The organism is Xanthomonas sp. NCPPB 1068 (genome assembly GCF_041479385.2).
In the GTDB taxonomy this organism is placed as follows: domain Bacteria; phylum Pseudomonadota; class Gammaproteobacteria; order Xanthomonadales; family Xanthomonadaceae; genus Xanthomonas; species Xanthomonas cannabis.
Genome location: NZ_CM192986.1, coordinates 1,471,177 through 1,493,047, shown reverse-complemented (window position 1 = coordinate 1,493,047; position 21,871 = coordinate 1,471,177). Strand labels below are relative to the sequence as shown.

The following is a 21,871-nucleotide window of genomic DNA, read 5'->3' as shown; positions in this document are numbered from 1 at the left end:
GTACGACTGCGCGACGGCACGCAACATGCGTGCCCACTCCCGTCCGCTGCTGCCACGCAACATGCCGCAGGCGCCATCTGCGACCGGCGTCATGCCAATGATGGAATATTCCGTAATGAACACCACGGAACTGAAACGCCGCGTTCAATTGCGTTGACTCCGACGTAGCCACTGCGCAGCGTCGCTCCTCCACGGACCATCCGGTCCATCGTTGGAGACACGCATGCGCGCCTTACGTAGCGTCACCGTGCAGTTCGCTGTTGTGCTGGGCATGGCCCTGACACCGGGTGCGCAAGCGCAGACACTGGTGTGGGAAGACAACTTCAACGGGCCCGGCATCGACGGCAGCAAGTGGACCTACGATGTCGGCAATGGCTGTCAGATCGGCCTGTGCGGTTGGGGCAATGGCGAGATGCAGTACTACACCAGCCGCCCCGACAACGCGCGCATCGAAAATGGCCGGCTGGTGATCGAAGCGCGTCGCGAAGCCTTCGGCGGCATGCCGTTCACGTCGGCGCGGCTCAAGACCGAAGGCCGCATGCACTTCCAGTACGGCACGCTGGAAGCGCGCATCAAGACGCCGGTGGTGGGTAACGGGCTCTGGCCGGCCTACTGGATGCTGGGCACGATCGGCGTGTGGCCCGGGCGCGGTGAAATCGATCTGATGGAAGCCGGCATGGCTGCCGCGATCGCCAACGGCACCGCCAACCGCCGCATCGGCGCGGCCGTGCACTGGGACTACAACGGCTCGCAAGCCGATTACGACACCAGCTACACCAGCCCGGTGAACCTGCACAACGATTTCCATGTGTATCGCATGACCTGGGACCCGCAATTCATCCGTATTTCGATCGATGGCCAGCACTATTTCGAATTTGCGATCTCCAATATCGAGGGCGCCTCGTTGCACGAGTTCCATCAGCAGCACTACCTGCTGCTCAATCTCGCCGTCGGAGGCACCTATACCGGCGTAACCTCGCCGGCCGCAGTGACCGCGCCGCTGCCGGGAAAGATGGAAGTGGACTACATCCGGCTGTATCAAAACCCCGGGGCGCAGCTGTACGTGGGCAACCAGCATGCCGCGCCGGCGGGACGCTTCGGCGTATTCACCGACCAGACCGACACCAGCGCGCGACTGACCCTTGGCCAGGACGCCGAGCTGTACCTATGGAACAACCTCACCCCGATCGCGCAGGCGCCGTTCGAGGGCCGCAACGTGATGGCCTACCGTGCCAACGCCGGTGCCTGGTACGGGTTGGGGATCCAGAGCGATTACCGCAATCTGGCGGCCTACGCGGGCGGCGCGCTCAAGCTGCAGGTGAAGACCACGACCGCCTCCCCCTTCAGGATCGGCATCAACACCAGCTTCGGCGACAGCTGGGTGGCCATTGCGCCCGGTGGCAATCAGTACGGCGTGGTGCGCGATGGTGCCTGGCACGAGGTCACGATCCCGCTCGGCGCATTCCACGACCTGGACCTGCAGGCGGTCAGACAGCCCTTCATGCTGGCGGCCGATGCGCCGGCAGCGCCGGTGGAGATCGCCATCGACCAGGTCTACTACCAGAGTCGCTGAGCCGCCGCTGCAGCGCTGCCGTACGCGCTCAGGCGTTGGCGGCAGCGCCCTTCAGCATGTCGATGAGCTGACGCAGGCGATAGGGTTTGGGCAGGAAATCCACGTGCGGCGGCAGTGGCGGCAGCTGCGCCTTGGCAAAGCCCGAAGCCAGGATGACGCGCGCGTCCGGCAGCAGTTGCGCCACCTGCTCGCTCAGTTCGATACCCGACATGCCGTTGGGCATGCGGATGTCGCTGAACACCACATCGTAGGGGCCGCTGTCGCGCAGCATGCGCAATGCAGCATGCCCGTCGTCGGCGGTGTCGACACGGATGCCGGCATCGCGCAGCGCCTCGCCGATCAACTCGCGCAGTTCTTCTTGATCTTCCACCATCAACAGGCGCAGGGATTCAGTCATGCTCGGCCTCCTCGACGGCCGGAAGGAACAGGGTCACGGTGGTGCCGCACCCGGGTGCGGTGTCAAGCTCGACAAAGCCGCCGGATTGGGAAGCAAAGCCATACACCTGGCTCAATCCCAGGCCGGAGCCCTTGCCGACATCCTTGGTGGTGAAAAACGGCTCGCTGGCGCAACGCGCCACCTGCGCCGACATGCCGGGGCCGTCGTCGCGCACCGCGATGCCGACGTATGCACGCGGCACGCCGTGCGGATCCGAGGGCGCCACCCGCCGTTGCGCGGCAGTGATCAGCTCGATCGCGCCACCGCCAGGCATTGCATCGCAGCTGTTGAAGACCAGATTGAGCAGGGCCGCTTCCAGCTGCCCGGGGTCCACGCGCACATCCGGCAGCGCATCGGCGAAGGCCAGCGACAACCCGACTCCGGCGGGACAGGCACGGCGCAACAATTCCAGCGAGCGCGTCACCACCGCGTTGGCCGCGTGACGTTCCGGAATCAGGCGCTGGCCGCGCGCAAACGCAAGCAACTGGCGCGTCAGCAGGGTGCCGCGATCCACGGCGGTCTGTGCGGCCTCCACCAGCATGCGGGTGCGCGCATCCTCGCCGGCGCGCAGCGCGATCAGGTCGAGGCTGGTCACCATCACGGTCAGCAGGTTGTTGAAGTCGTGCGCCATGCCCAGCGTCAGCCGGCCCAGCGCCTCGGTTTTCTGCGAGTGCAACAAGGCCTCCTGGGCATGTTGCAGCAGGCGCTGCGCTTCGTGGCGCTCGGTGATGTCACGGGTGATCTTGGCAAACCCCACCAGCACGCCGAATTCCAGCACCGGCTCGATCACCACGCTGGCCCAGAAACGGCTGCCGTCCTTGCGCACACGCCAGCCTTCGGCGGCAAGGCGGCCCTGGCGCTCGGCAATTTCCAGGTTGCGGGTGGGCTCGTCGCGCTGCACGTCTTCGGGAAGATAGAAACGCGAAAAATGCGAGCCGAGCACTTCAGCGGCGGAATAGCCCTTGATTCGCTCCCCACCCGGGTTCCAGCTGCGAACATACCCACCGATGTCGAGCATGTAGATGGCGTAATCGGAAACGCTCTGCACCAACAGCTGGCACTGCCGGCTGTCGTGCGACAGCGGGCCCGCGTTGTCGATGACCGTTTCCGTACCCATTTTGCGCGAGGTTCCCGGAAAAACGCGCGACGTTAGTGACGTCGCCGTGAAGGGTGCGTGCAAGCCAACCCGGCCGCAAAAAGCGTCAAAAACCCGGCGATTGGCGCGTGAAACTTATCGGATACCATGACTGCCCCCTTTCGTCGGTGCGTGCGCCTCATGCAGAACATCTCGACCACACGCGACCGCTGGGTGTGGGTCATCGCGGGGGCCTTGATGGCGGGAACCCTGGGCGTGGAGTTGGTGACGCCCCTGGGTTATGCGGTGTGGCTGACCTATTTCATGGCTGTGGGCGTGACCGTTTTCCAGAATCGCCCGCAGGCGCCGCTGGTGGTGGGTGTGCTGTCGTGCGTGCTGTTGGCGATCGGGTTCCAGCTGGCGCCGCCGAGCACCAATTCAAGTTTTTCCTCGATCAATCGCAGCATCGGTGGCGTGTCGTTCCTGGCGATGGCGCTGGTGGTGACGCAGGCAATCCGTGCGCGGCGCCAGGCCGAATTCGCGCTGTGGCTGCAGCAGGCCGAGAACACCGTCGAGGCGAGCCTGCGCGGCGATCAAAGCCCGGAAGATCTGGCCGACGCCGCCCTGCGCGCGCTGTGCGACACGCTGGATGCGCAGGTGGGCGCGCTGTATCGCATCGAAGGCGAGCGCCTGCGGCTCACCGGCGGCGCAGCGCTGCCGGCAGATATCCCGAAGACCCTGCCGACCAATGCCGGCCAATGGGGCGAGGTGCTGCAGCGTGGCACGGTGCGCCGGGTGCGTGGAGTGGAGGCCGGGCATCTGCAGATTGCCTCCGGGCTGGGCCAGAGCGGATGCACGGAACTGCTGCTGGCGCCGGTCACCGCCGACGGCCGCGTGATCGGCCTGGTGGAACTGGGCCGCGTCACCGGCGCGCAGACGGCCGGTTCGCGCGAACAGGAACTGCTTGCCCGTTGCGGTGAAAACATCGGCCTGGCGCTGCGCACCGCGCTGCTGCGTGCGCAGCTGGTGGCCTTGCTGGAAGAGACCCAACGCCAGAGCGAAGAGCTGCAGACGCAGCAGGAAGAACTGCGCGTTGCCAACGAAGAGCTGGAAGAACAAAGCCGCAGCCTGCAGCAATCGCAGAGCGATCTGGAGCAACAGCAGGCCGAGCTGGAACAGACCAACGTGCAGCTGGAAGAACGCACCCAGGCGCTGGAGGCACAGAAACAGGCCTTGTTGATCGCGCAGAATCAGCTGGTGCGCAACAGCAACGAGTTGTCCACCGCCTCGCGCTACAAGTCCGAGTTTCTGGCCAACATGTCGCATGAGCTGCGCACCCCGCTCAATAGCGCACTGATCCTGGCCAAGCTGCTGGCCGACAACAAGGACGGCACGCTCAGCACCGAGCAGGTCAAGTACGCGCAGGCGATCCTGTCGTCCAACAACGATCTGCTTGCGCTGATCAACGACATCCTTGACCTGTCCAAGATCGAAGCCGGGCACGTGGAGCTGGCCGATGAAACCGTGGCGACCAGTTCGGTGCTGCAGCGGCTGCGCGAAACCTTCGAACCGTTGGCACGGCAAAAGGGCCTGAGCCTGGAGATCGGCGCCGACGCCGGTGCGCCGACCCAGCTGGTGGTGGACAACCAACGTCTGCAGCAGATCCTCAAGAACCTGCTGGCCAATGCAATCAAGTTCACCGAGCATGGCACGGTGAGCCTGTCGGTGCAGGCGCATGCGCCAGGGCGCGTGCTGTTCAAGGTCAACGACACCGGTATCGGCATCGCGCGCGAACAGACCGAGGTGATCTTCGAGGCATTCCGTCAGGCCGATGGCAGCACGCGGCGGCGCTATGGCGGCACCGGACTGGGCCTGTCGATCTCGCGCGATCTTGCGCAACGCATGGGTGGCAGCATCGCGGTGGACAGCGAACCGGGACGCGGCAGCTGCTTCACGCTGGAACTGCCCGTCGACGGCGCACCTGCAGAGACCGGCACTGCGGCCCAGGCACCCGGCGCGGGTGCCGCATCGCCCCCCGTCACCACGGCGCAGCGGCACCCGCACGACGGCGCCCGCGTGCCCGCGCGTGGCAACGAGGCCATCGCCAGCCCACCACAGCCGCTGCCGATTCCCGCGCCCAGCGCCGCGCCGCTGCAACGTGCCGACGACGATCGCGACCAGCGTACGCGCCCCGGGCGGCTGATCATGGCGGTGGAAGACGAGACCCGGTTTGCGCAGGCCCTGGTCGATCTGGCGCATGAACTGGACTTCGACTGCGTGGTCGCGCCCAATGCCGAAGAAGCCCTGCGCCTTGCCGGCGAACTGCGCCCCAGCGGCATCCTGCTGGACATCGGCCTGCCGGACGCTTCCGGTCTGAGCGTGCTCGAACGCCTCAAGCGCGACCCGGCCACGCGCCATATCCCGGTGCATGTGGTGTCGGCGCTGGAGCGCAGCCAGATTGCACTGGAGCTGGGTGCGGTGGGATATCTGATCAAGCCGGCCACGCGCGAGCGGCTGGCCGGCGCGATCCGCCAGCTGGAAGAAACCAATGCGCGCGCGGTGCGGCGCCTGCTGATCGTCGAAGACGACAGCGCGCTGCGCGCGAACCTGCAATTGCTGCTGGCGCGCGATCAGCTGGACATCGTCGCGGTCGGCAGCATTGCCGAGGCGATGGAGCAGCTGGCCGGCTCCACCTTCGACTGCATGGTGACCGACCTGGCCCTGCCGGACGGCAGCGGCTACGACCTGCTGGAACGCATGGCCGGCAACGATGCAGTCGCCTTCCCGCCGGTGATCGTCTACACCGGCCGTGCCTTGACGCGCGACGAAGAACAGCGCCTGCGCCGGTATTCCAAGAGCATCATCATCAAGGGTGTGCGGTCGCCGGAGCGGCTGCTCGACGAAGTCACGCTGTTCCTGCACAGCGTGGAAGCCTCGCTGCCGAGCGACCAGCAACGGCTGCTACGCGAGGCGCGTCGCCGCGATGCGGTACTGGACGGCGCAACGGTGCTGCTGGCCGAAGACGATGTGCGCAACATCTTTGCGCTGTCCAGCGTGCTCGAGCCGCTGGGCGTCACGCTGCAGATCGCACGCAATGGCCGCGAGGCATTGGAGCATCTGGCCAAGCACGACGTGGACCTCGTGCTGATGGACATCATGATGCCGGAGATGGATGGCATCACCGCGATGCGGCAGATCCGTGCCAACCGCCAGTGGCAGGACCTGCCGATCATCGCGCTGACCGCCAAGGCGATGGCCGACGACCGCGAACGCTGCCTGGAGGCCGGTGCCAACGACTACATCGCCAAGCCCATCGACGTGGACAAGCTGGTGTCGCTGTGCCGCGTGTGGTGCTCGCGGCAATGACTCCGGTGGAGCTGTTCGACCTGGAGTTGCGCGTGCTGCTGGAAGCGGTCTACCAGCGCTATCACTACGACTTCCGCGACTACGCGGTGTCGTCGCTGCGGCGACGCATGCGTCACGCAATGGCGCGCTTCGAGTGCGAGCGGGTGGCCGATCTGCAACACCGGCTGCTGCACGAGCCGGATGCGTTTGCGCAGGCGATGCAGTTCTTCACCGTGCAGGTCTCGGAAATGTTCCGCGACCCGGCCTACTTCCGCGTGCTGCGCGAGCATGCAGTACCGGTCCTGCGCACCTATCCCTCGATCAAGCTGTGGGTGGCCGGATGCAGCACCGGCGAAGAAGTCTGGTCGCTGGCGATCCTGCTGCACGAGGAAGGCTTGCTGGAGCGGGCGGTGATCTATGCCACCGACATCAATCCGGAGGCGCTGACCATGGCCGAGGCCGGTGCCTATGGCATCGACCGCATCGCGCAGTTCAGCCGCAACTACCTGGAGGCCGGCGGCCGTGGCTCGCTGTCGGATTACTACACCACCGCTTACGACGGTGCGGTGTTCGACCGCCGCCTGAAGCGCAACATCGTCTTCGCCGATCACAGCCTGGCCACCGACACGGTGTTTTCCGAAGTGCATCTGGTGTCGTGCCGCAATGTGCTGATCTATTTCAACCGCAGCCTGCAGGATCGCGCTGTGGGCCTGTTCTTCGATGCGCTGGTGCACCGCGGGTTTCTCGGGCTGGGCAGCAAGGAGTCGCTGCAATTCGGCGCGCATGCACAGGCGTTTGAGACCTGCGCACGCGAGCAGCGCCTGTACCGGAAGGCCGCATGAGCACTGCAGCGGCGCATCCGCCCTTCGAGGCGATGGTGATCGGCGCATCCGCCGGCGGCGTGATGGCGTTGCAGGCGCTGTTGTCGCGCCTGCCCGTCAACCTGCCGATGCCGGTCCTGGTGGTGCTGCATCTGCCGCGCGACCGCGCCAGCCACGTGGCCGAACTGCTGGATGCGCGCTGCGCGCTACCGGTACGCGAGGCCGAAGACAAGCAACCCTTGCTGCCCGGCACGGTCACCATTGCCCCGCCCGACTACCATCTGCTGGTGGAAAGCCGCGACAGCCTGGCGCTGTCGATGGATGCGCCGGTGCTGTTTTCGCGCCCGGCCATCGACCCGTTGTTCGAATCGGCCGCCGACGTGTTTGCCGAGCGCCTGCTGGCGATCCTGCTCACCGGCGCCAGCAGCGACGGCAGCGCCGGTGTGGCCGCCGTGCGCGCGGCCGGCGGCACCGCCTGGATTCAGCTGCCCGACGATGCCGCCTCCCCGCTGATGCCCGCCTCTGCACTTGCCCACGCCGGTGCCGATGCGGTGCTGACCCTGCAGGCGATCTGCAGCCGACTGGAAACCTTTCATCCATGAACCTCACCGCGACCGGCCTCGCTGCACACAGCGACGAACCCGCCAAGCTGTTGATCGTCGATGACGTGCCGCAGAACCTGGTGGCAATGCAGGCGCTGTTGCAGCGCGACGGCATCCAGGTGCTGTGCGCATCGTCCGGTGCGCAGGCACTGGAGTTGCTGCTCGAACACGATGTGGCGCTGGCACTGCTCGATGTGCACATGCCGGAGATGGACGGGTTTTCGCTGGCGGAATTGATGCGCGGTTCGCAGCGCACCCGGCATGTGCCGATCATTTTCCTGACCGCCTCGCCGAACGATCCGATGCGTGCCTTCCAGGGGTACGAGACCGGCGCGGTGGATTTCCTGCACAAGCCGATCGAACCGCATGTGATCCTGAGCAAGGTCAACGTGTTCATCGAGTTGTACCAGCAGCGGCGCCTGCTCAAGGCACGCAATGCTTCGCTGGAACGCGCGCTCACCCTCAATGAAACCATGATGGCGGTGCTCACCCACGACCTGCGCACGCCGCTGTCGGTGATCCTGCTGTGCGCCGACAAGCTGAGCCTGGACGTGGATGCCGACGGATCGGCGGCGCGCACGCTCGAACACCTGGAAAACAGCGCACGGCGCATGGCGCGCATGGTCGAACAGTTGCTGGATTTCTCGCGCCTGCGCACCGATGGATTGTCGATGCAGTTCGGTCCCTGCAACCTCGGCGAGGTAGCGCACAGCGTGGTCGGCGAAGTGGCCCAGGCCAACCCGCATACCACCATCGACCTGCGCACCGAGGGCGACCTGGACGGCGACGGCGATGGCGACCGGCTGGCGCAGGTCGTCTCCAATCTGGTGGGCAACGCGGTGCTGCACGGCGGCCGCCACCCGGTGCAGGTGCATCTGGACGGCCGCGAGCGCGACGTCGTGCGGCTGTCGGTGCGCAATGCCGGGCACATTCCCGACAGCCTGATGCCGCGCCTGTTCGAACCGTTCAAGGCGAGTTTCCACGCCAGCCAGGGCTTGGGCCTGGGGCTGTTCATTGCCGATCAGTTCGTCAAGGCACACGGCGGCACGCTGCAGGCCCGCAACGAGGACGGCGACGTGGTGTTCGAAGCCAGGCTGCGGCGGCACAACCTGGCGGCGTGAGCGCAGCAGGCGTTGCGCTGGGTAAGACCGCGCCTGCCTGCACCATCGCGCGTGGCCAACGCGGCTCCACGCTTGATGCATTTGTCGACGGCGGCAACGGCGGCCGGGCCGCCTGACGCGCGGCCGTGCGCTGCCGCTGGCGGACTGATCCGTTTCTAAATCCAGCAGTGATTGGCAGGCAATCGCCCGCCGGGCGAGCTCGACACTGCACACGTCTTATGCGAGCGCGAGCAGTGCTCGGCAGCGCAATGCGCCGTATGCTCGCCAGCAAGCGCACCGGCGTCATGACGCCGCCCCACTCCTGCCGCCCCCCGTTCCAGCATCAGGATCTGTCTCGTCATCATCAGGCGCACGCTGTGCGTCATGTCAGCGGAGGTGGTCATGTCGTATGTGGATGGTTTCGTCCTTGCAGTCCCCAGAGCGAACAAGGATGCATTTATCGCGCACGCCCGCATGGGCGATGCAATCATCATGGAATATGGCGCACTGCGCGTGGTGGAGTGCTGGGGCGACGACGTCCAGCAGGGGCAATGGACCGACTTCCAGCGTGCGGTCGATGCCACCGACGACGAAACCGTGGTGTTCTCGTGGATCGAATGGCCGGACAAGGCCACCCGCGATGCCGGCATGCGCAAGATGATGGACGACCCGCGCATGGACCCGGCCGTCAACCCGATGCCCTTCGATGGCAAGCGCATGATCTATGGTGGCTTCGTGCCGGTGGTGGCCTTGGGCCAACCGGCCTGAGTGGTGCCGGGCGATGGCGGCATGCCAGCTACATGCCGCCATCGGCAGTGCCAGCTCGCCTGCGGTGTTGCACGCAAGCGTCTGCGCCGTGATCGGTACACTGGCAGTGCGCCGTTGCGCGCGCCGCGAGGGCGCCGCCGCTGGACTGCCTGACCATCGGAGATCACTGCATGACCGACGCACCGCTTCTGATCGCCTGCCCCAGCTGCGCGGCGATGAACCGCGTGGCGGCCACGCGCCTGCACGAGGCGCCCAACTGCGGCAGCTGCCACCGGCCGCTGTTCCAGCGCGCGCCGGTCGCCCTGTCGGCGGCCGACTTCGACAAGCACGCGGTACGCAGCACGCTGCCGCTGGTGGTGGATTTCTGGGCACCGTGGTGCGGGCCGTGCCTGAGCATGGCACCGCAATTTGCCGCAGCCGCCGCCACGCTGGAGCCACAGGTGCGGCTGGCCAAGGTGGACACCGACCTGCATCCGGCGCTGGGCACGCGCTTTGGCATCCGCAGCATCCCCACGTTGCTGATCATCCAGGGCGGGCATGAGATCGGCCGGCATTCCGGCGCAGTGAGCAGTGCGCAGATCGTCAGCTGGGTGCGGTCGGCCCTGAGCAATCGATGAGCCAACAGAAAGACCAGCTGCGCATGCACGCAGCTGGCCTATGGACACACGGCAACTATCACTGCGACGCATCCGCCGCAGTGACTGCACTCACGTGTCAACCCATTATTGCCAGTTGACGTTGACCGACACGCCCACGATGCGCGGCTCGTTGTACACCGCCGCCATGTAGTTTTCGATCACGCCCTTGACGTTCTTTTCGTTGGTGATGTTGCGCGCAAACGCCGCCACTTCCCACGCACCGTAGCCGCCGGTGTAACCCAGCTTGAGGCCGCCTTCGAAGTTGCCGTCGGCGCGGAACTCGGTGGAGTCGTACAGCACGAAGCTGGTCTCGCCCTGCTTGTTCCAGTCGGTGGACACGAAGAACGCGCCATCGTTGCCCATGGGGATGTCGTAGCGCGCAGCCAGGTTGAGGTTGTACTTGGGCGCGTTGGGCAGCGGGTTGCCGTCGATCTGCGCGAAGGTGTTGGCCCCCACGCGGATGGTCGGGTCGTTGACCGTGCACACCACCACGCCATTGAGCGCGCAGGCCTGTGCGAACACGCGCTTGTCGTTGATTTCGCTGTGCAGCAGGCTCAGGCCGGCGGTCAGCGACAGGTTGGAGATCGGGCGCCAGTCCAGGTCCGCTTCCAGACCGTAGGCCTTGGCCTTGTCGGCATTGAACAGCACACCATTGCCGTCCGAGTCGTTGCCGTTGAGCTGGATGTCATCGACGGTGTAGGTGAAGCCGCTGACATTCAAACGCAGGCGATTGTCGAACAGGCTGCTCTTGATGCCGGCCTCCCACGACAGGATGGTTTCCGAATCGGCGGTGGTGAAATCCGAATTGAACACCGCGCTGCGGCCCTGGATGGTGGGGCCACGGAAGCCGCGTGCCACGCGTGCGTATACGCTCAGCTGCGGGTCGATTGCATACATCGCGCTCAGGTCCCAGCTGGGCTGGGTGTCGGACATGCGCACGTCGCGACGGCCACGGTAGGTCACCGCACCGGCGGCGGTATCGGCGGTCTTGAGCAGGCGGGTTTGCTTGGTGTCCTTGGTCTGGCGGATACCGGCGGTGAGCGTCAGCGCGTCGGTGGCCTTGTAGCTGAGCTGGCCGAAACCGGCCCACGAGGTATTGGTGTTGCGCAGCCGCACCCAGTTGTTCGGGTTGCGCGCGGCGGACTGCAGGAAGAAGGCACGCTGATAGAAATCGGTGGTGTCGCGGCCATCGAAATAGAACGCGCCCATCTGCCATTGCAGCGCGGCGTCGCCCTCGCTGGCCAGGCGCAACTCCTGGGTGTACTGGTCCAGGTCGCGGATCTGCCCCATCGACTGGCCGAACCCGTTCGGCACGCCGTTGACCGGGAAATTGGCAGCCGCGCCGCCATCGGTGTCGCCACGGCTGAAGCCGGAGGTGGTTTCGTAGGCGGTGATGGAGGTCAGCGACACGCCACCGAAATCGTAGACCGCCTTGATCGAGCCGCCATCGGTTTGATAGGCCTGCGGGTTGTCGTGCGCTTCATCGTAGGCCACGCGGTCGCGCGGCACATCGACCTTGTCGCTGCCGCGAGTGACCGCGTTGCGCAGGAACAGCGTGGAGGTGCCGTCGTAGTCGCGCGTGTGCACCGAGCCCAGCAGCGAGAACGCATCGCTGGGCTTGAGCAGTACCTGCAGGCGCACGTTGCGGTCGTTGTAGCCGCCCATCGCGTCCTTGCGCGGGGTACGCGTGCCATCGGCGCTGCTGCCGGCAAAGGTGTTGTCCACCCAATCGTCGCGGTGCTGGTACAGGGCCGACACGCGGAACGACAACACGTCGTTGATCGGCCCACCGAAACCGCCGTCCAGCGACACGGTGTTGTAGCTGCCGTAGCTGGCATCGAGACGGCCGGTATAGGTATCGCCCGGTTTGACGGTGTCGAACTTGACGATGCCGGCGGTGGTATTGCGGCCGAACAGAGTGCCTTGCGGGCCGCGCAGCACTTCGACCTGGTCCACGTCGTAGACCGGGTTGGACTTGAGCACCACGTGCTCCAGCACCACGTCGTCCTGGATGATGGATACCGGCTGCGAGGCGCCCAGGTAGAAGTCGATATTGCCCAGGCCGCGGATATAGAAGCGCGGGAAGATGCGCCCGGTGGTGGTCTCGGCATAGAAGCCCGGCACGCGGCCGGACAGCGCCAGCAGCGTGTCGTCGCCACCGGCGGTGTACTCGCGCATCGCCGCGCCCTGCACCACGCCCACCGACACCGGCACCTCCTGCAGGTTCTGCTCGCGGTGCTCGGCGGTGACGGTGACGGCATCCAGCGCGGTCGGGCTGCCCTCGCCCTGGCTGCTCGGCGCTTGCTGCGCCGATGCGGCGGCCGCCATCGAGGCCAGCAGCAGGCCGGCACAGGCACGCGCCAGCGGCGTGCGCTGCGGAGCGGTGCTGCGAGCAGCGGCGTGCGGGGCGGCGGACGTCAGCGACGGGGAGACAGACGAGTACAACGACATGCGGGAGGATCCTTGGGATGAGACGCGGAAGTGAGAGCGTTCGGCATGGGCATGCCGGAGGGAGGCGCAGCATGGCGCCGCGCGCACGATATGTCAGCAATGTTGCAGCGGCGTGGCAGCCGTCCACAGACGCAGATCGGTGCGGTCGCGGAGGGCATGCCACCGCGCGCAGCGCCTCGCTCCCTCATGCCCTCGCCCGGCCGCGAGCTGTCATGCTGGCCGGGCTGGCGCCGCGCCAGTGCTGAGCATCGGAGAACTGTCTTGAACACTGGCAGCCCGCGAAAAGGCAGGTCTGGCAGTGGTCGGCAAGGAGAGTCACTTTCTGGCGGCCACGTTGGTGCGCGACGACGCCGGTGCCGCGGTCGTGCTGTATCGCCGCATCGCGGTTGCCTGCCACCGCGCGGCCCGCGGCAGACACAACTCCATGCGAGCCGCACAAGCGCGCCGTTGCGCTGCGGCGCCATTGGCGGTGAGGCCGCGGCAACCGCACTGGCGCGCGCCGCTGCGCCCTACGTGCGCGCCTGCGCGCTGCTGTCGAGCATCTGCCCGACCGTGTTGAGCAGGTCGTTGAGGCTGAAGGGCTTGGGCAGCAGGGCCATGCCGTCGGCCAGAAATTCCTGCCGGGTGATTGCGTTTTCGGCGTAGCCGGTGATGAACAGGATCGGCAACGCGGGCCGCAACGTGCGCGCCACATCGGCCATGTCGCGCCCGTTCATGCCCGGCAGACCGACATCGGACACCACCAGGTCGATCGGCACATCGCTGCGCAGCTGCTCCAACGCGCCGGTGGCATCTTGGGCTTCGACCACCTGATACCCGGCGTCGCTGAGCACCTCGCTCACCATCATGCGCACCACATCGGTGTCGTCCACCAGCAGGATGCGCTCGTTGCGCGCGCGCGGCGTGCTCGGCGCCGGCGCCGGTGCCACCTCGCCTGCAGACAGCCCCCGCGGCAGCAGCAACGCCACCGTCGTGCCCTGCCCGACCTGACTGCTGATCCGCGCGGTGCCACCGGACTGGCGGGCAAACCCGTAGGTCATCGACAGGCCCAGCCCGGTGCCTTCGCCGATCGGCTTGGTGGTGAAGAACGGCTCGAAGACCTGGTTGAGGATGGCCGGCGCGATGCCGCTGCCGTTGTCGATGACGTTCACCGCCACGTATTCGCCGTCGTCCAGCTCGGGGTCCTGGTGCGCGGTGTAGGCGGCCGTCTGCACACGGATGGTGCCCTGCCCCTGCAGTGCGTCGCGGGCGTTGATCACCAGGTTGAGCACCACGTTCTCGAGCTGGTTGGCGTCGGCAATCGCCACCAGGGAGGCGTCGGCCAGCTCCAGCTCCAAGGCGATGTTCTCGCCGATGGAACGGTGCAGCATGTCTTCCAGCGAGCGCACCCGCAGGTTGACGTCGAATGGTTGCGCATCCAGCGATTGCTTGCGCGCAAACGCCAGCATGCGCTGGGTCAGTGCCGCCGCGCGGTGCGCCGATCCGGTGGCGATCTCGGCCAGCCGCGGCACCCGCTCGATGCGGTTGGATTCCACCGCCAGCTGGATCATGTCCAGGCCGGAAATGATGCTGGTCAGCAGGTTGTTGAAGTCGTGCGCGATGCCACCGGTGAGCTTGCCCAGCGCTTCCATCTTCTGCGCCTGCAGCAGCTGGATTTCGGTGCGCTGGCGCTCGGCGATCTGGTGCGCCAGCTCGGTGGTGGCGGTATCCAGCTCCTGGCGTTGTTCGCGCTCGCGCAGGCGTTGTTCGGTGACATCTTCCACCAGCAGCAGGCCCAGGTCCGGCTCGCGGTACGGCGACACCCGCCATTCGGTTTCGCACAACTTGCCCTCGCGCAGGAGCGACAACGCGCCGCTCCAGCGCTCACGCCGGGCCAGTGCGGTGGTCAGCGCCTGCACCGTGGCCGCCTGATCCAGCCCGGCCGCACGAATCGCCTCGCCCGGCGTGGCGCTGCCGACCAGGCGCTGGAAGGCCGCGTTGAGTTCGTGCGTCTGCAGGTTGGCATCGACCACCGCAATCGGCGCGCTGATGTGTTCGAACATCTCGCGAAAGCGTGCCTCGCTGACCCGCAGTGCCTCCTCGGCGTTGCGCGCGCGCAACAGCGTACGCAAGGTGGCGACCAGCACGTTGGGGTCGACCGGATGGATCAGGTACGCATCCGCACCGGCATCCAGGCCGGTGATCATGTCGCCGGTGGCGATCGAGGCGGCCGACACATGCACCACCGGCAGCAGCGCGGTGCGTGGCTCGGCGCGCAAGGTACGCACGATGTCGAAGCCGCTCATGTCCGGCAGGTTGACGTCCAGCACCACGCCGGCAAACGACTGGGCGGCCAGCTTGGCCAGGCCCTCGGCGCCGGTGCCGGCCTCCTCGACCACGAACCGGTGGTGTTCGAGCACGCGCCGCACCGAATACCGCGTCACCGCGTTGTCGTCGACGACCAGAATGTGGTGCCTGCTGCTCACGTTGCGTTCTCCGCTGCCAGCGTCACCGGCAGCACCACGAAAAATTCCGAGCCCTGCCCGACCACGCTGTTGATGCCCACCCGGCCGCCCAGCAGCTCGGCGAACCGCTTGCAGATCGACAGCCCCAGCCCCGTCCCGGTCAGGCGCTTCTGCAGCGGCGAGTCAACCTGTACGAAATCCTCGAACAAGGCGTCGTGAAGCTCGGGCGCAATGCCGATGCCGGTGTCCTGCACGCTGAAGCGCACGTGGCTGTCGCCTTCCAGCTGCGCCAGCACGCGCACGTGGCCTTGCGGGGTGAACTTGAGCGCATTGGAAATGAAGTTGCGCAGGATCTGCGCCAGCTTCTTGTCGTCGGTATAGAGCATCGGCAGCACCGGCGGATCTTCGAAGATCAGCGTGGTGGTGCCGACATCGGTGAGCGGGCGAAACATGCCGCGCAGCGCGGCGAACAGGTCCATCAGGTCGAACCAGCCTGGCGAAATGGTGATGCGGCCGGCCTCGATCTTGGCCAGGTCCAGCAGGTCGTCCACCATCTCGGTGAGCTCGCGTGCCGACGCGCTGACAAAGCGCACCTGCTTGAGTTGTTCGTCGTTGAGCGGGCCGTCCATGCCGTCTTCCAGCAGCCGGGTGATGCTCAGGATCGAGCCCAGCGGGGTGCGGAATTCGTGGCTCATGTACGACAGGAACCGGCTCTTGAGCTCGGACACTTCGCGCAGTTGCTCGGCCTGCTGATCGAGCTCGGCATACAGGGCCAGCACGCCCTGGTTGGTTTCTTCCAGCTCCTCGCGCAAGGCCTGGTTCTGCTGGCGCAAGTTCGCCAGCTCGGTGCCCGGCGCGTGGCCGGATGCCGCATCGGATGAATTCATTGCATGCCTCCCAGGCGCATGACGAAGACACAGGCATCGTCGCGGCCGCGCGCGTAGTCGCGCAACAGCACGGCGGCAATGATGCGTGGATGGCGCGACAACAGCCCAGGGTGGTCGCGCAGGTTCCAGCGCGATTGCAGGCCGTCGCTGTGCATCACCAGCAACTTGCCGGCGGCCTGCGGAAAATCGAACGGCTGCGCCTTGCGAAATTGCACCCCCACGATGCCCGGATGCGAGGGCATGCCGCGCACGCCATCGCCATCGCAGAGCGCTGCGCCGAGATTGCCGACGCCGGCAAAGCGCACCTGCCCGCTGCTGCCGTCGAACTGCATGACCGCCGCCGCACCGCCACGGGTGCCGCCCATGCCCGCATGCAGCCGCGCGATGCGCTCGCCGGGCTCACCGCTGGCCGTCGCCGCCACCCGGGTGCCGGCATCGGCGGCATCGGCTGCGCCCGGCCCATGGCCCAGACCATCGATCATGGTGACCGTCACACGTGAGCCATCGACGCCCAGGTGCCAGCCATCGCCGCACACCACTTCGGTGTGCAGCGGGAGCCGGATCGCGCCATACGGCAGGTCGGGCGTGGCCTGCGCATCGGCATACACCCGCGCCAGCACCACCGCGCCGGTGGCATCCGAATACGCGTCCAGCAACGCCGCATGCCGCTGCACCGCGCCCAGGCCGTTGCCCGGCGTGCTGCCGGTGGAATAGCCGTCAGGCAGACAATCGGCGAGCACGAAGCCCGGGCCCTGGTCGATCGAACACAGCTCCACACCGAGGCCACCGCGCCCGGCCACGGTGCACAGGTGCAGTTGCCCGCCGCCGCCGTGATTGAGCAGGTTGGTGCACAGCTCGGTGGCGACCAGCGCGACACGCCCACAGGCGTCCTGGTCGAATCCGCTGGCCTGGGCAAGCGCCACCGCATCGCGGCGCACCTGCCCCACCTGGGTCACTTCCTCGACACGGATGACCTGGGTGAGCGCGCCGGCAACATTCACTTCCATTTGGTGATGGTGATGCGCGTGCCCTTCCCCGCAGCGCTGTCCAGCACGAAGTCGTCCACCAGCCGCCGGCTGCCGGACAGGCCCAGGCCCAGCCCGCTGCCGGAGGTCCAGCCATCGGTGAGCGCAAGTTCCAGATCGGGGATGCCCGGGCCGTCGTCGCGGAAGGTCAGCTGCACGCCCTTGCGGATGCCGCTTTCCACCACCGCCCAGTCCATGTCGCCGCCACCGCCGTAGATCACCGTATTGCGCGCCAGCTCGCTGGCGGCGGTGACCAGCTTGGTCTGGTCGACCAGGCGCAGGCCACACTGCACCACCAGCTTGCGCACGGTCTGCCGCGCCAGCACCACATCCTGCTCGGTGCGCACCGGTTGCGAGCCGGCGCTCATGACGATGCGTCGGGTTGTTGCAGCAGCCGCATGCCGCGTTCGACATCGAGCGCGGTGCGCACCGAAGGCAGGGTCAGGCCCAGCTCGACCAGGGTGATCGCCACCGCCGGTTGCATGCCGACCACCACCGTCCTGGCGCCCATCAGCGCGGCCAGCCCGGAGATGGTGCTGATCATGCGGCCGATGAACGAATCGACGATATCGAGTGCGGAGATGTCGATCAGCACGCCACGCGCCGAGGTGGCGCTGATCTTTTCCGACAGGTCTTCCTGCAGTTGCAGCGCGAGCTGGTCGTGCATGTCCACCTGGATGGTGACCAGCAACAGGTCGCCCATCCGCAGGATCGGGATGCGCTCCATGTCAGTCTGCCCTGCTGACGGTCAGGCCGGTGCGCTTGAGCGCCAGCGCCAACGCGTCGGCCAGGTTGGCCTTGGTCACGATGCCCTGCAGATCCAGCCCCAGATGCACGATGGTCTGCGCAATCTGCGGGCGCACGCCGCTGATGATGGCATCGGCGCCCATCAACCGGATCGCGGTGACGGTCTTGAGCAGATGCTGCGCCACCAGTGTGTCCACGGTGGGCACGCCGGTGATGTCGATGATGGCGATTTCCGAACCGGTGTCGACGATGCGCTGCAACAGCGATTCCATCACCACCTGGGTGCGTTGCGAATCCAGCGTGCCGATCATCGGCAGCGCCAGCACGCCCTCCCACAGTTTCACCACCGGCGTGGACAGCTCCAGCATCTCCTCCTGCTGCCGCACGATGATGTCTTCGCGGGTCTTCTGGAACGCCTTGACGGTGTACAGGCCCAGGCGGTCGAGCAGTTCGGACAGCGCCCACAGCTGCTGCCCGAGGTCTTCCGGCGTGCTGGCGTATTCGCGCTGCACCAGCTCGAACAGCACGCGTTTGAGCGAGAAAATGAAGTTGGCGGTTTCCTGCGAATCGAAGCCGCGCGTGGCGCGATCGCGCGAAAGCGTCTCCAGGAAGCGCCGCACTTCGCTCCACTCGGCGCTGTCGAGACTGCTGCCGTCGTCCTTCAGCGAGGCGACCAGCAGGCGCAGGAAGTCCGCGCCCTGGGCCTGCAGATCCTGCCGCGAGATGCGCGCATCGTTGCCAAGGCCCGACCCCAGCCAGGCGGCCAGCAACGCGGCTTCCTGGTCACGAATCGCGTCGATCGAGCGCTGCTGCAGTGCCACCATGAAATCACCCGCCAAAGTAAAAAGTAGAGAGGCTGGGCATGCGGGCTGGACTGCGCCCTGTCCGACGCGGCGCCCCCACGCCGATGCGCAGCAGAGTAAAGCAATTCAGATTCGGCAACCAGCAAGCAAATCTGTAGCGGTCAGAGGACGCCACCGCGGCAGTTTGACATTGCGGCGCCATCACCGAACGTGCGCCGGGCCACGCCTGCAGACAACGCCCGCGCGGCGCATCGATGGCCACCGGAGCGGGCCGCCGCGACCGCGGCGTGCCTCTGCCCTGCTGCATCGGGTGCGAACCGCACCACCCTGCATCCGTCCTTCGCATCGGCGCATTCCCGAAATCGACGGCCGCGACGAACAGATGCTGGCCGGGGCCATCGCGCCGACCCGCCACTTCAAACGCAGCGGCCTGGACCTGCCGGATGTCAGCAAGGGCTTCAGCACGCCGAGTGCGCAGATTCCGTGGGGGCGCCGACGCTGTTGGCGCAGATCGCCGAACGCCTCAGCCGCGAGGCGCAGTTGCCGGTTGCCTCGTCCGCGAATATCGACGACCCGCACGATGCAGACCGGGTGGCGGCCGAAGGGCGGATGGCACTGGTGATGATCGGCCGCGCGCACCTGACCAACCCGCAGTGGCCGTCTCCGGCGGCACTGGCACTGGGCCAGGTACGCCCGTCGTAGGTGCTGCCGGCCTCCTGCGCGCACTGGCTGGAGCGCTACGGCAAACACAGTTGATCGTCGGCATGCGGCAAGGGTGCCGCTGGATGCGCAGCCTCGCAGCATGCGCAGCGTGTTATCTACGGACTGCCTTACAGCCCGTAGCGCTCCACCGCATCCAGATGCGGGCGCGGATCCTGATCGCAGGCCTCGGCCAGGCGCAGCCAGCACATCGGGTGCGACCAGCGCGAGGTCGTACAGCGCAAGACGCGATGCAATTCCTGCGGCGAGACGTTTTCCGGAAGCGCCACCGTGAACAACACCCCCGGCAGACCCGAGGCGGGGTCCTCCGGGTCGAACGCCTCCGGGTGTTCCGGGTCGACCACGCGGTAGTCCGCGCGGCTATGCCGCCACAGCTTCCATCCACGCATCTCCAGGTCGGCACGCAAGGCCTCGACCACCTCTTCTCCCGGGTCCACACCATCCACCAGCCAGCTGCTGCCGTAGCCGCCGGTCTGCAGCACGTGCACCTGCGCATAGGTCGGCACGAAGCGCTCGCGCTCGGCGTCGTCTTCAGGCGCCGGGTACAGCAACTCGGCATCGAACACGACCCAATCGCCCACATGCTGGCGGCGGTGCGCGGGCGCGTTTTCGATGATGCGCGCCGTCACCGGGCCGGTGCGGCGCGCGTAGTACTCGGCCACTTCGCCATCGTCGACGCAACGCACGATCACCCAGCCCCAGTCTTCCTCGACCGCCCCGCTGGTGCTGCTCAGTTCCATGCCGATCGCCGCTGCCGAGGCCCGCACCGCGTCCCAGTCCTGCGCGGCGCTGGCCGCGGTCATGTGGTCCCAGTACGCCGAACGTGGCTCCTCCAGCACCGCGATCAACTGGCGATACACCGCGGCCGCCTCGGTAAAACGGCCGGTGGTGAGATACATGCGCGCCAGCAATCCGCGCGCGCCATGCGAGCCCGGAGAAAGCTCCAGCAGCGCCATGCAGGCCTGCTCCAGCGCCGGCCAGTCGGCCAGCCGCTGGGCCAGTTGCGCCTCGCACCACAACGCCACCACCGGCACCTGCGGGCGATACAGCAGCGCCAGGCGGCGCACACCGGCATCGTCGCCACGGCCCAGCAATAAATTCATCAGGCGGAAGGTCGGACTGGTTTCGTGGTCGGCATGCCGCTGCACGAAAGACCACAGCAGCGCGATGGCCTGCTCGTCCGCCGCGCAGGCGCTCAGCGCCGATGCCGCGGTGTCGACCAACTCGGCGTCGTCGGGGCGCTCGGCGGCCGCCTGCAACAGCCATTGCGCTTCGCGCTCCGGGTTACGCACCACCTCCTCGCCCTGCGCGTTCAACCACGCCAGCAACTGTGCGGCTGGCACCGGTGGCGCCTCGCCGGTGGAGGCCGCCTCGATACGCGCGGCCCAGCCATCCAGCGCCTGCGTCGCGCCACGGTCCTGGCGCAGCTTGGACGCATGCGTGCGTGCCAGGACCAGATGCCGGCGCGCGGTCCACACCGCGCCGCGCTGCAGTGCCAGGTCGATCGCCAGCTCGGCCGCCTCGATCAGAATGCGATGCGCACCGACCTGCGCGTAATGATCGAGCATCAGCTGCAGGCGGCTGCCCAGATCCCAGGTGTTGCGTGCAGGTGTGCGCGCGGCCAGCACCGCCACTGCGCGCAGCCAGTGCAGGCGATACCGCGGCGCCACCTCGCGCCACGGCAGCAGCGACTCCATCGCTTCGTCATCACGATGCAACATGGCCAGCGCGCGCGCCTTCTGCAGGCGACGCGGCTGGCTGCAATTGGCCCACTCTGCGCCTTCGCGCGCCGCGTCGCGTTCGCGTTGTTCGATCAGAGCCAGCGCCTCGTCTGCACGCCCCAGCGACAGCAGGATCGAGATGCGCATGTCCGGCACGCCATCAAAGATCTCGCCGCCGTGCGCAATGATGGCCTGCGATTGTTGATCCAGGTACGCCAGTGCAGCGTCGCCGCGACCGTCGTCGAGCAGGGCATCGGCCTTTTCGCAGCTCAGGCACTGATAGCACGACCAGCTCGGGTCGATGCGGCCCAGGGTTTCGTCGCAGACCTCGATACGCTCCTGCACCCAGCCCGGGCCATCGATATTGGCGTAGCACGCCGCCAGATCCTGCGTCACGCACACCGATTGCGGGCACTCCACTGCATCGGCACGGTGCGCCCGCTCGAACAAGGCCACCGCATCGCCCAGCGCACGCTCGCCCTCGCACAGATTGCCGACCCGGTTGCGCATCTCCCAGTGGCCGACGAACACCTCCAGCCACGGGTTGGCGAGCGTCTTGCCCAGCGCACGCGCCTCGGGCAACAGGGCCTCGGCGCGCTCGATCTGCAGATCGCAGATATGGTCGGTCAAGCGCGTCAGCAGCTGCGCGTTCTGCGGCTGCCCGGCGTCGCCCAGGTCGTCCTGCAGCTTTTCCACCCAGTTCCAGATTTCCATC

General features: G+C 66.9%; 18 protein-coding genes. 8 read left to right on the top strand and 10 right to left on the bottom strand.

Annotated elements, in window-relative coordinates:
• The first annotated feature begins 223 nt into the window (after positions 1-223).
• A complete protein-coding gene (locus ACCQ12_RS06420) occupies positions 224-1,573 on the top strand; it encodes a glycoside hydrolase family 16 protein (RefSeq protein ID WP_179454785.1) in 1,350 nt (449 codons plus the stop codon).
• Positions 1,574-1,601: 28 nt separating this feature from the next.
• Here the strand turns inward: ACCQ12_RS06420 and ACCQ12_RS06415 are convergent, their stop codons facing one another.
• On the bottom strand, positions 1,602-1,970 hold the full coding sequence (locus tag ACCQ12_RS06415; RefSeq protein ID WP_184439885.1) for a response regulator: 369 nt from the start codon (positions 1,968-1,970) through the stop codon (positions 1,602-1,604).
• Positions 1,963-3,126, bottom strand: a complete 1,164-nt coding sequence (locus ACCQ12_RS06410) for a PAS domain-containing hybrid sensor histidine kinase/response regulator family protein (RefSeq protein WP_372383199.1) — start codon at positions 3,124-3,126, stop codon at positions 1,963-1,965. Before ACCQ12_RS06410 ends, ACCQ12_RS06415 begins: the two co-directional genes overlap by 8 nt.
• 159 nt (positions 3,127-3,285) lie before the next feature.
• On the opposite strand from ACCQ12_RS06410, the gene ACCQ12_RS06405 reads away from it, so the two are divergent.
• The 6 genes from ACCQ12_RS06405 (at position 3,286) to trxC (ending at position 10,337) form a co-directional block, all read left to right on the top strand.
• A complete protein-coding gene (locus tag ACCQ12_RS06405; RefSeq protein ID WP_372383198.1) occupies positions 3,286-6,450 on the top strand; it encodes a response regulator in 3,165 nt (1,054 codons plus the stop codon).
• Positions 6,423-7,271, top strand: a complete 849-nt coding sequence (locus ACCQ12_RS06400; RefSeq protein WP_179454789.1) for a CheR family methyltransferase — start codon at positions 6,423-6,425, stop codon at positions 7,269-7,271. The genes ACCQ12_RS06405 and ACCQ12_RS06400 overlap by 28 nt, the downstream gene beginning before the upstream one ends.
• Positions 7,268-7,852, top strand: coding sequence for a chemotaxis protein CheB (locus tag ACCQ12_RS06395; RefSeq protein ID WP_372383197.1), 585 nt, complete (start codon positions 7,268-7,270; stop codon positions 7,850-7,852). Before ACCQ12_RS06400 ends, ACCQ12_RS06395 begins: the two co-directional genes overlap by 4 nt.
• Positions 7,849-8,973, top strand: a complete 1,125-nt coding sequence (locus ACCQ12_RS06390; protein ID WP_039410116.1) for a hybrid sensor histidine kinase/response regulator — start codon at positions 7,849-7,851, stop codon at positions 8,971-8,973. Before ACCQ12_RS06395 ends, ACCQ12_RS06390 begins: the two co-directional genes overlap by 4 nt.
• A 381-nt stretch (positions 8,974-9,354) precedes the next feature.
• Positions 9,355-9,720: a DUF1428 domain-containing protein gene (locus ACCQ12_RS06385; RefSeq protein WP_039410146.1), complete on the top strand. Its 366-nt coding sequence runs from the start codon at positions 9,355-9,357 to the stop codon at positions 9,718-9,720.
• A 170-nt stretch (positions 9,721-9,890) separates the two neighbouring features.
• Positions 9,891-10,337 (top strand): thioredoxin TrxC, encoded by a 447-nt coding sequence (gene trxC / locus ACCQ12_RS06380; protein ID WP_372383196.1) that lies wholly within the window; start codon positions 9,891-9,893, stop codon positions 10,335-10,337.
• Positions 10,338-10,442: 105 nt separating this feature from the next.
• Here the strand turns inward: trxC and ACCQ12_RS06375 are convergent, their stop codons facing one another.
• From ACCQ12_RS06375 to ACCQ12_RS06345, 7 genes are all read right to left on the bottom strand, one after another.
• The gene (locus ACCQ12_RS06375) at positions 10,443-12,809 is read right to left on the bottom strand and encodes a TonB-dependent receptor (protein ID WP_372383195.1); all 2,367 of its coding nucleotides are present in this window, start codon (positions 12,807-12,809) and stop codon (positions 10,443-10,445) included.
• A 509-nt stretch (positions 12,810-13,318) separates the two neighbouring features.
• Positions 13,319-15,274: a response regulator gene (locus ACCQ12_RS06370; RefSeq protein ID WP_372383194.1), complete on the bottom strand. Its 1,956-nt coding sequence runs from the start codon at positions 15,272-15,274 to the stop codon at positions 13,319-13,321.
• Positions 15,271-16,140, bottom strand: a complete 870-nt coding sequence (locus tag ACCQ12_RS06365) for a sensor histidine kinase (RefSeq protein WP_047696002.1) — start codon at positions 16,138-16,140, stop codon at positions 15,271-15,273. The genes ACCQ12_RS06370 and ACCQ12_RS06365 overlap by 4 nt, the downstream gene beginning before the upstream one ends.
• Entirely contained in the window at positions 16,137-17,147 is a 1,011-nt protein-coding gene (locus tag ACCQ12_RS06360; protein WP_179454795.1) for an ATP-binding protein, read from the bottom strand. Before ACCQ12_RS06360 ends, ACCQ12_RS06365 begins: the two co-directional genes overlap by 4 nt.
• Entirely contained in the window at positions 17,138-17,533 is a 396-nt protein-coding gene (locus ACCQ12_RS06355) for an ATP-binding protein (RefSeq protein ID WP_039410100.1), read from the bottom strand. The genes ACCQ12_RS06360 and ACCQ12_RS06355 overlap by 10 nt, the downstream gene beginning before the upstream one ends.
• Positions 17,530-17,892, bottom strand: coding sequence for an STAS domain-containing protein (locus ACCQ12_RS06350; RefSeq protein WP_047695998.1), 363 nt, complete (start codon positions 17,890-17,892; stop codon positions 17,530-17,532). The genes ACCQ12_RS06355 and ACCQ12_RS06350 overlap by 4 nt, the downstream gene beginning before the upstream one ends.
• A gap of 1 nt (position 17,893) precedes the next feature.
• Entirely contained in the window at positions 17,894-18,736 is an 843-nt protein-coding gene (locus ACCQ12_RS06345; RefSeq protein ID WP_039410094.1) for an STAS domain-containing protein, read from the bottom strand.
• Between the two features lie 462 nt (positions 18,737-19,198).
• Between ACCQ12_RS06345 and ACCQ12_RS06340 the strand changes: the two genes are divergently transcribed.
• Positions 19,199-19,417 carry a hypothetical protein gene (locus tag ACCQ12_RS06340; RefSeq protein WP_372383193.1) on the top strand — a complete coding sequence of 73 codons (219 nt, stop codon included), beginning with the start codon at positions 19,199-19,201 and terminating at the stop codon, positions 19,415-19,417.
• A 128-nt stretch (positions 19,418-19,545) separates the two neighbouring features.
• On the opposite strand, the gene ACCQ12_RS06335 is transcribed toward ACCQ12_RS06340, so the two are convergent.
• Positions 19,546-21,870, bottom strand: coding sequence for a tetratricopeptide repeat protein (locus ACCQ12_RS06335; RefSeq protein WP_372383192.1), 2,325 nt, complete (start codon positions 21,868-21,870; stop codon positions 19,546-19,548).
• Position 21,871 lies beyond the last annotated feature (1 nt).

Excerpts from the sequence above, each read along its gene's own strand:
- ACCQ12_RS06420 (WP_179454785.1), top strand. The coding sequence starts at position 224 with ATGCGCGCCTTACGTAGCGTCACCGTGCAGTTCGCTGTTGTGCTGGGC.
- ACCQ12_RS06415 (WP_184439885.1), bottom strand. The coding sequence starts at position 1,970 with ATGACTGAATCCCTGCGCCTGTTGATGGTGGAAGATCAAGAAGAACTG.
- ACCQ12_RS06410 (WP_372383199.1), bottom strand. The coding sequence starts at position 3,126 with ATGGGTACGGAAACGGTCATCGACAACGCGGGCCCGCTGTCGCACGAC.
- ACCQ12_RS06405 (WP_372383198.1), top strand. The coding sequence starts at position 3,286 with ATGCAGAACATCTCGACCACACGCGACCGCTGGGTGTGGGTCATCGCG.
- ACCQ12_RS06395 (WP_372383197.1), top strand. The coding sequence starts at position 7,268 with ATGAGCACTGCAGCGGCGCATCCGCCCTTCGAGGCGATGGTGATCGGC.
- ACCQ12_RS06390 (WP_039410116.1), top strand. The coding sequence starts at position 7,849 with ATGAACCTCACCGCGACCGGCCTCGCTGCACACAGCGACGAACCCGCC.
- ACCQ12_RS06385 (WP_039410146.1), top strand. The coding sequence starts at position 9,355 with ATGTCGTATGTGGATGGTTTCGTCCTTGCAGTCCCCAGAGCGAACAAG.
- trxC (WP_372383196.1), top strand. The coding sequence starts at position 9,891 with ATGACCGACGCACCGCTTCTGATCGCCTGCCCCAGCTGCGCGGCGATG.
- ACCQ12_RS06375 (WP_372383195.1), bottom strand. The coding sequence starts at position 12,809 with ATGTCGTTGTACTCGTCTGTCTCCCCGTCGCTGACGTCCGCCGCCCCG.
- ACCQ12_RS06365 (WP_047696002.1), bottom strand. The coding sequence starts at position 16,140 with ATGAATTCATCCGATGCGGCATCCGGCCACGCGCCGGGCACCGAGCTG.
- ACCQ12_RS06360 (WP_179454795.1), bottom strand. The coding sequence starts at position 17,147 with ATGGAAGTGAATGTTGCCGGCGCGCTCACCCAGGTCATCCGTGTCGAG.
- ACCQ12_RS06355 (WP_039410100.1), bottom strand. The coding sequence starts at position 17,533 with ATGAGCGCCGGCTCGCAACCGGTGCGCACCGAGCAGGATGTGGTGCTG.
- ACCQ12_RS06350 (WP_047695998.1), bottom strand. The coding sequence starts at position 17,892 with ATGGAGCGCATCCCGATCCTGCGGATGGGCGACCTGTTGCTGGTCACC.
- ACCQ12_RS06345 (WP_039410094.1), bottom strand. The coding sequence starts at position 18,736 with ATGGTGGCACTGCAGCAGCGCTCGATCGACGCGATTCGTGACCAGGAA.
- ACCQ12_RS06335 (WP_372383192.1), bottom strand. The coding sequence starts at position 21,870 with ATGGAAATCTGGAACTGGGTGGAAAAGCTGCAGGACGACCTGGGCGAC.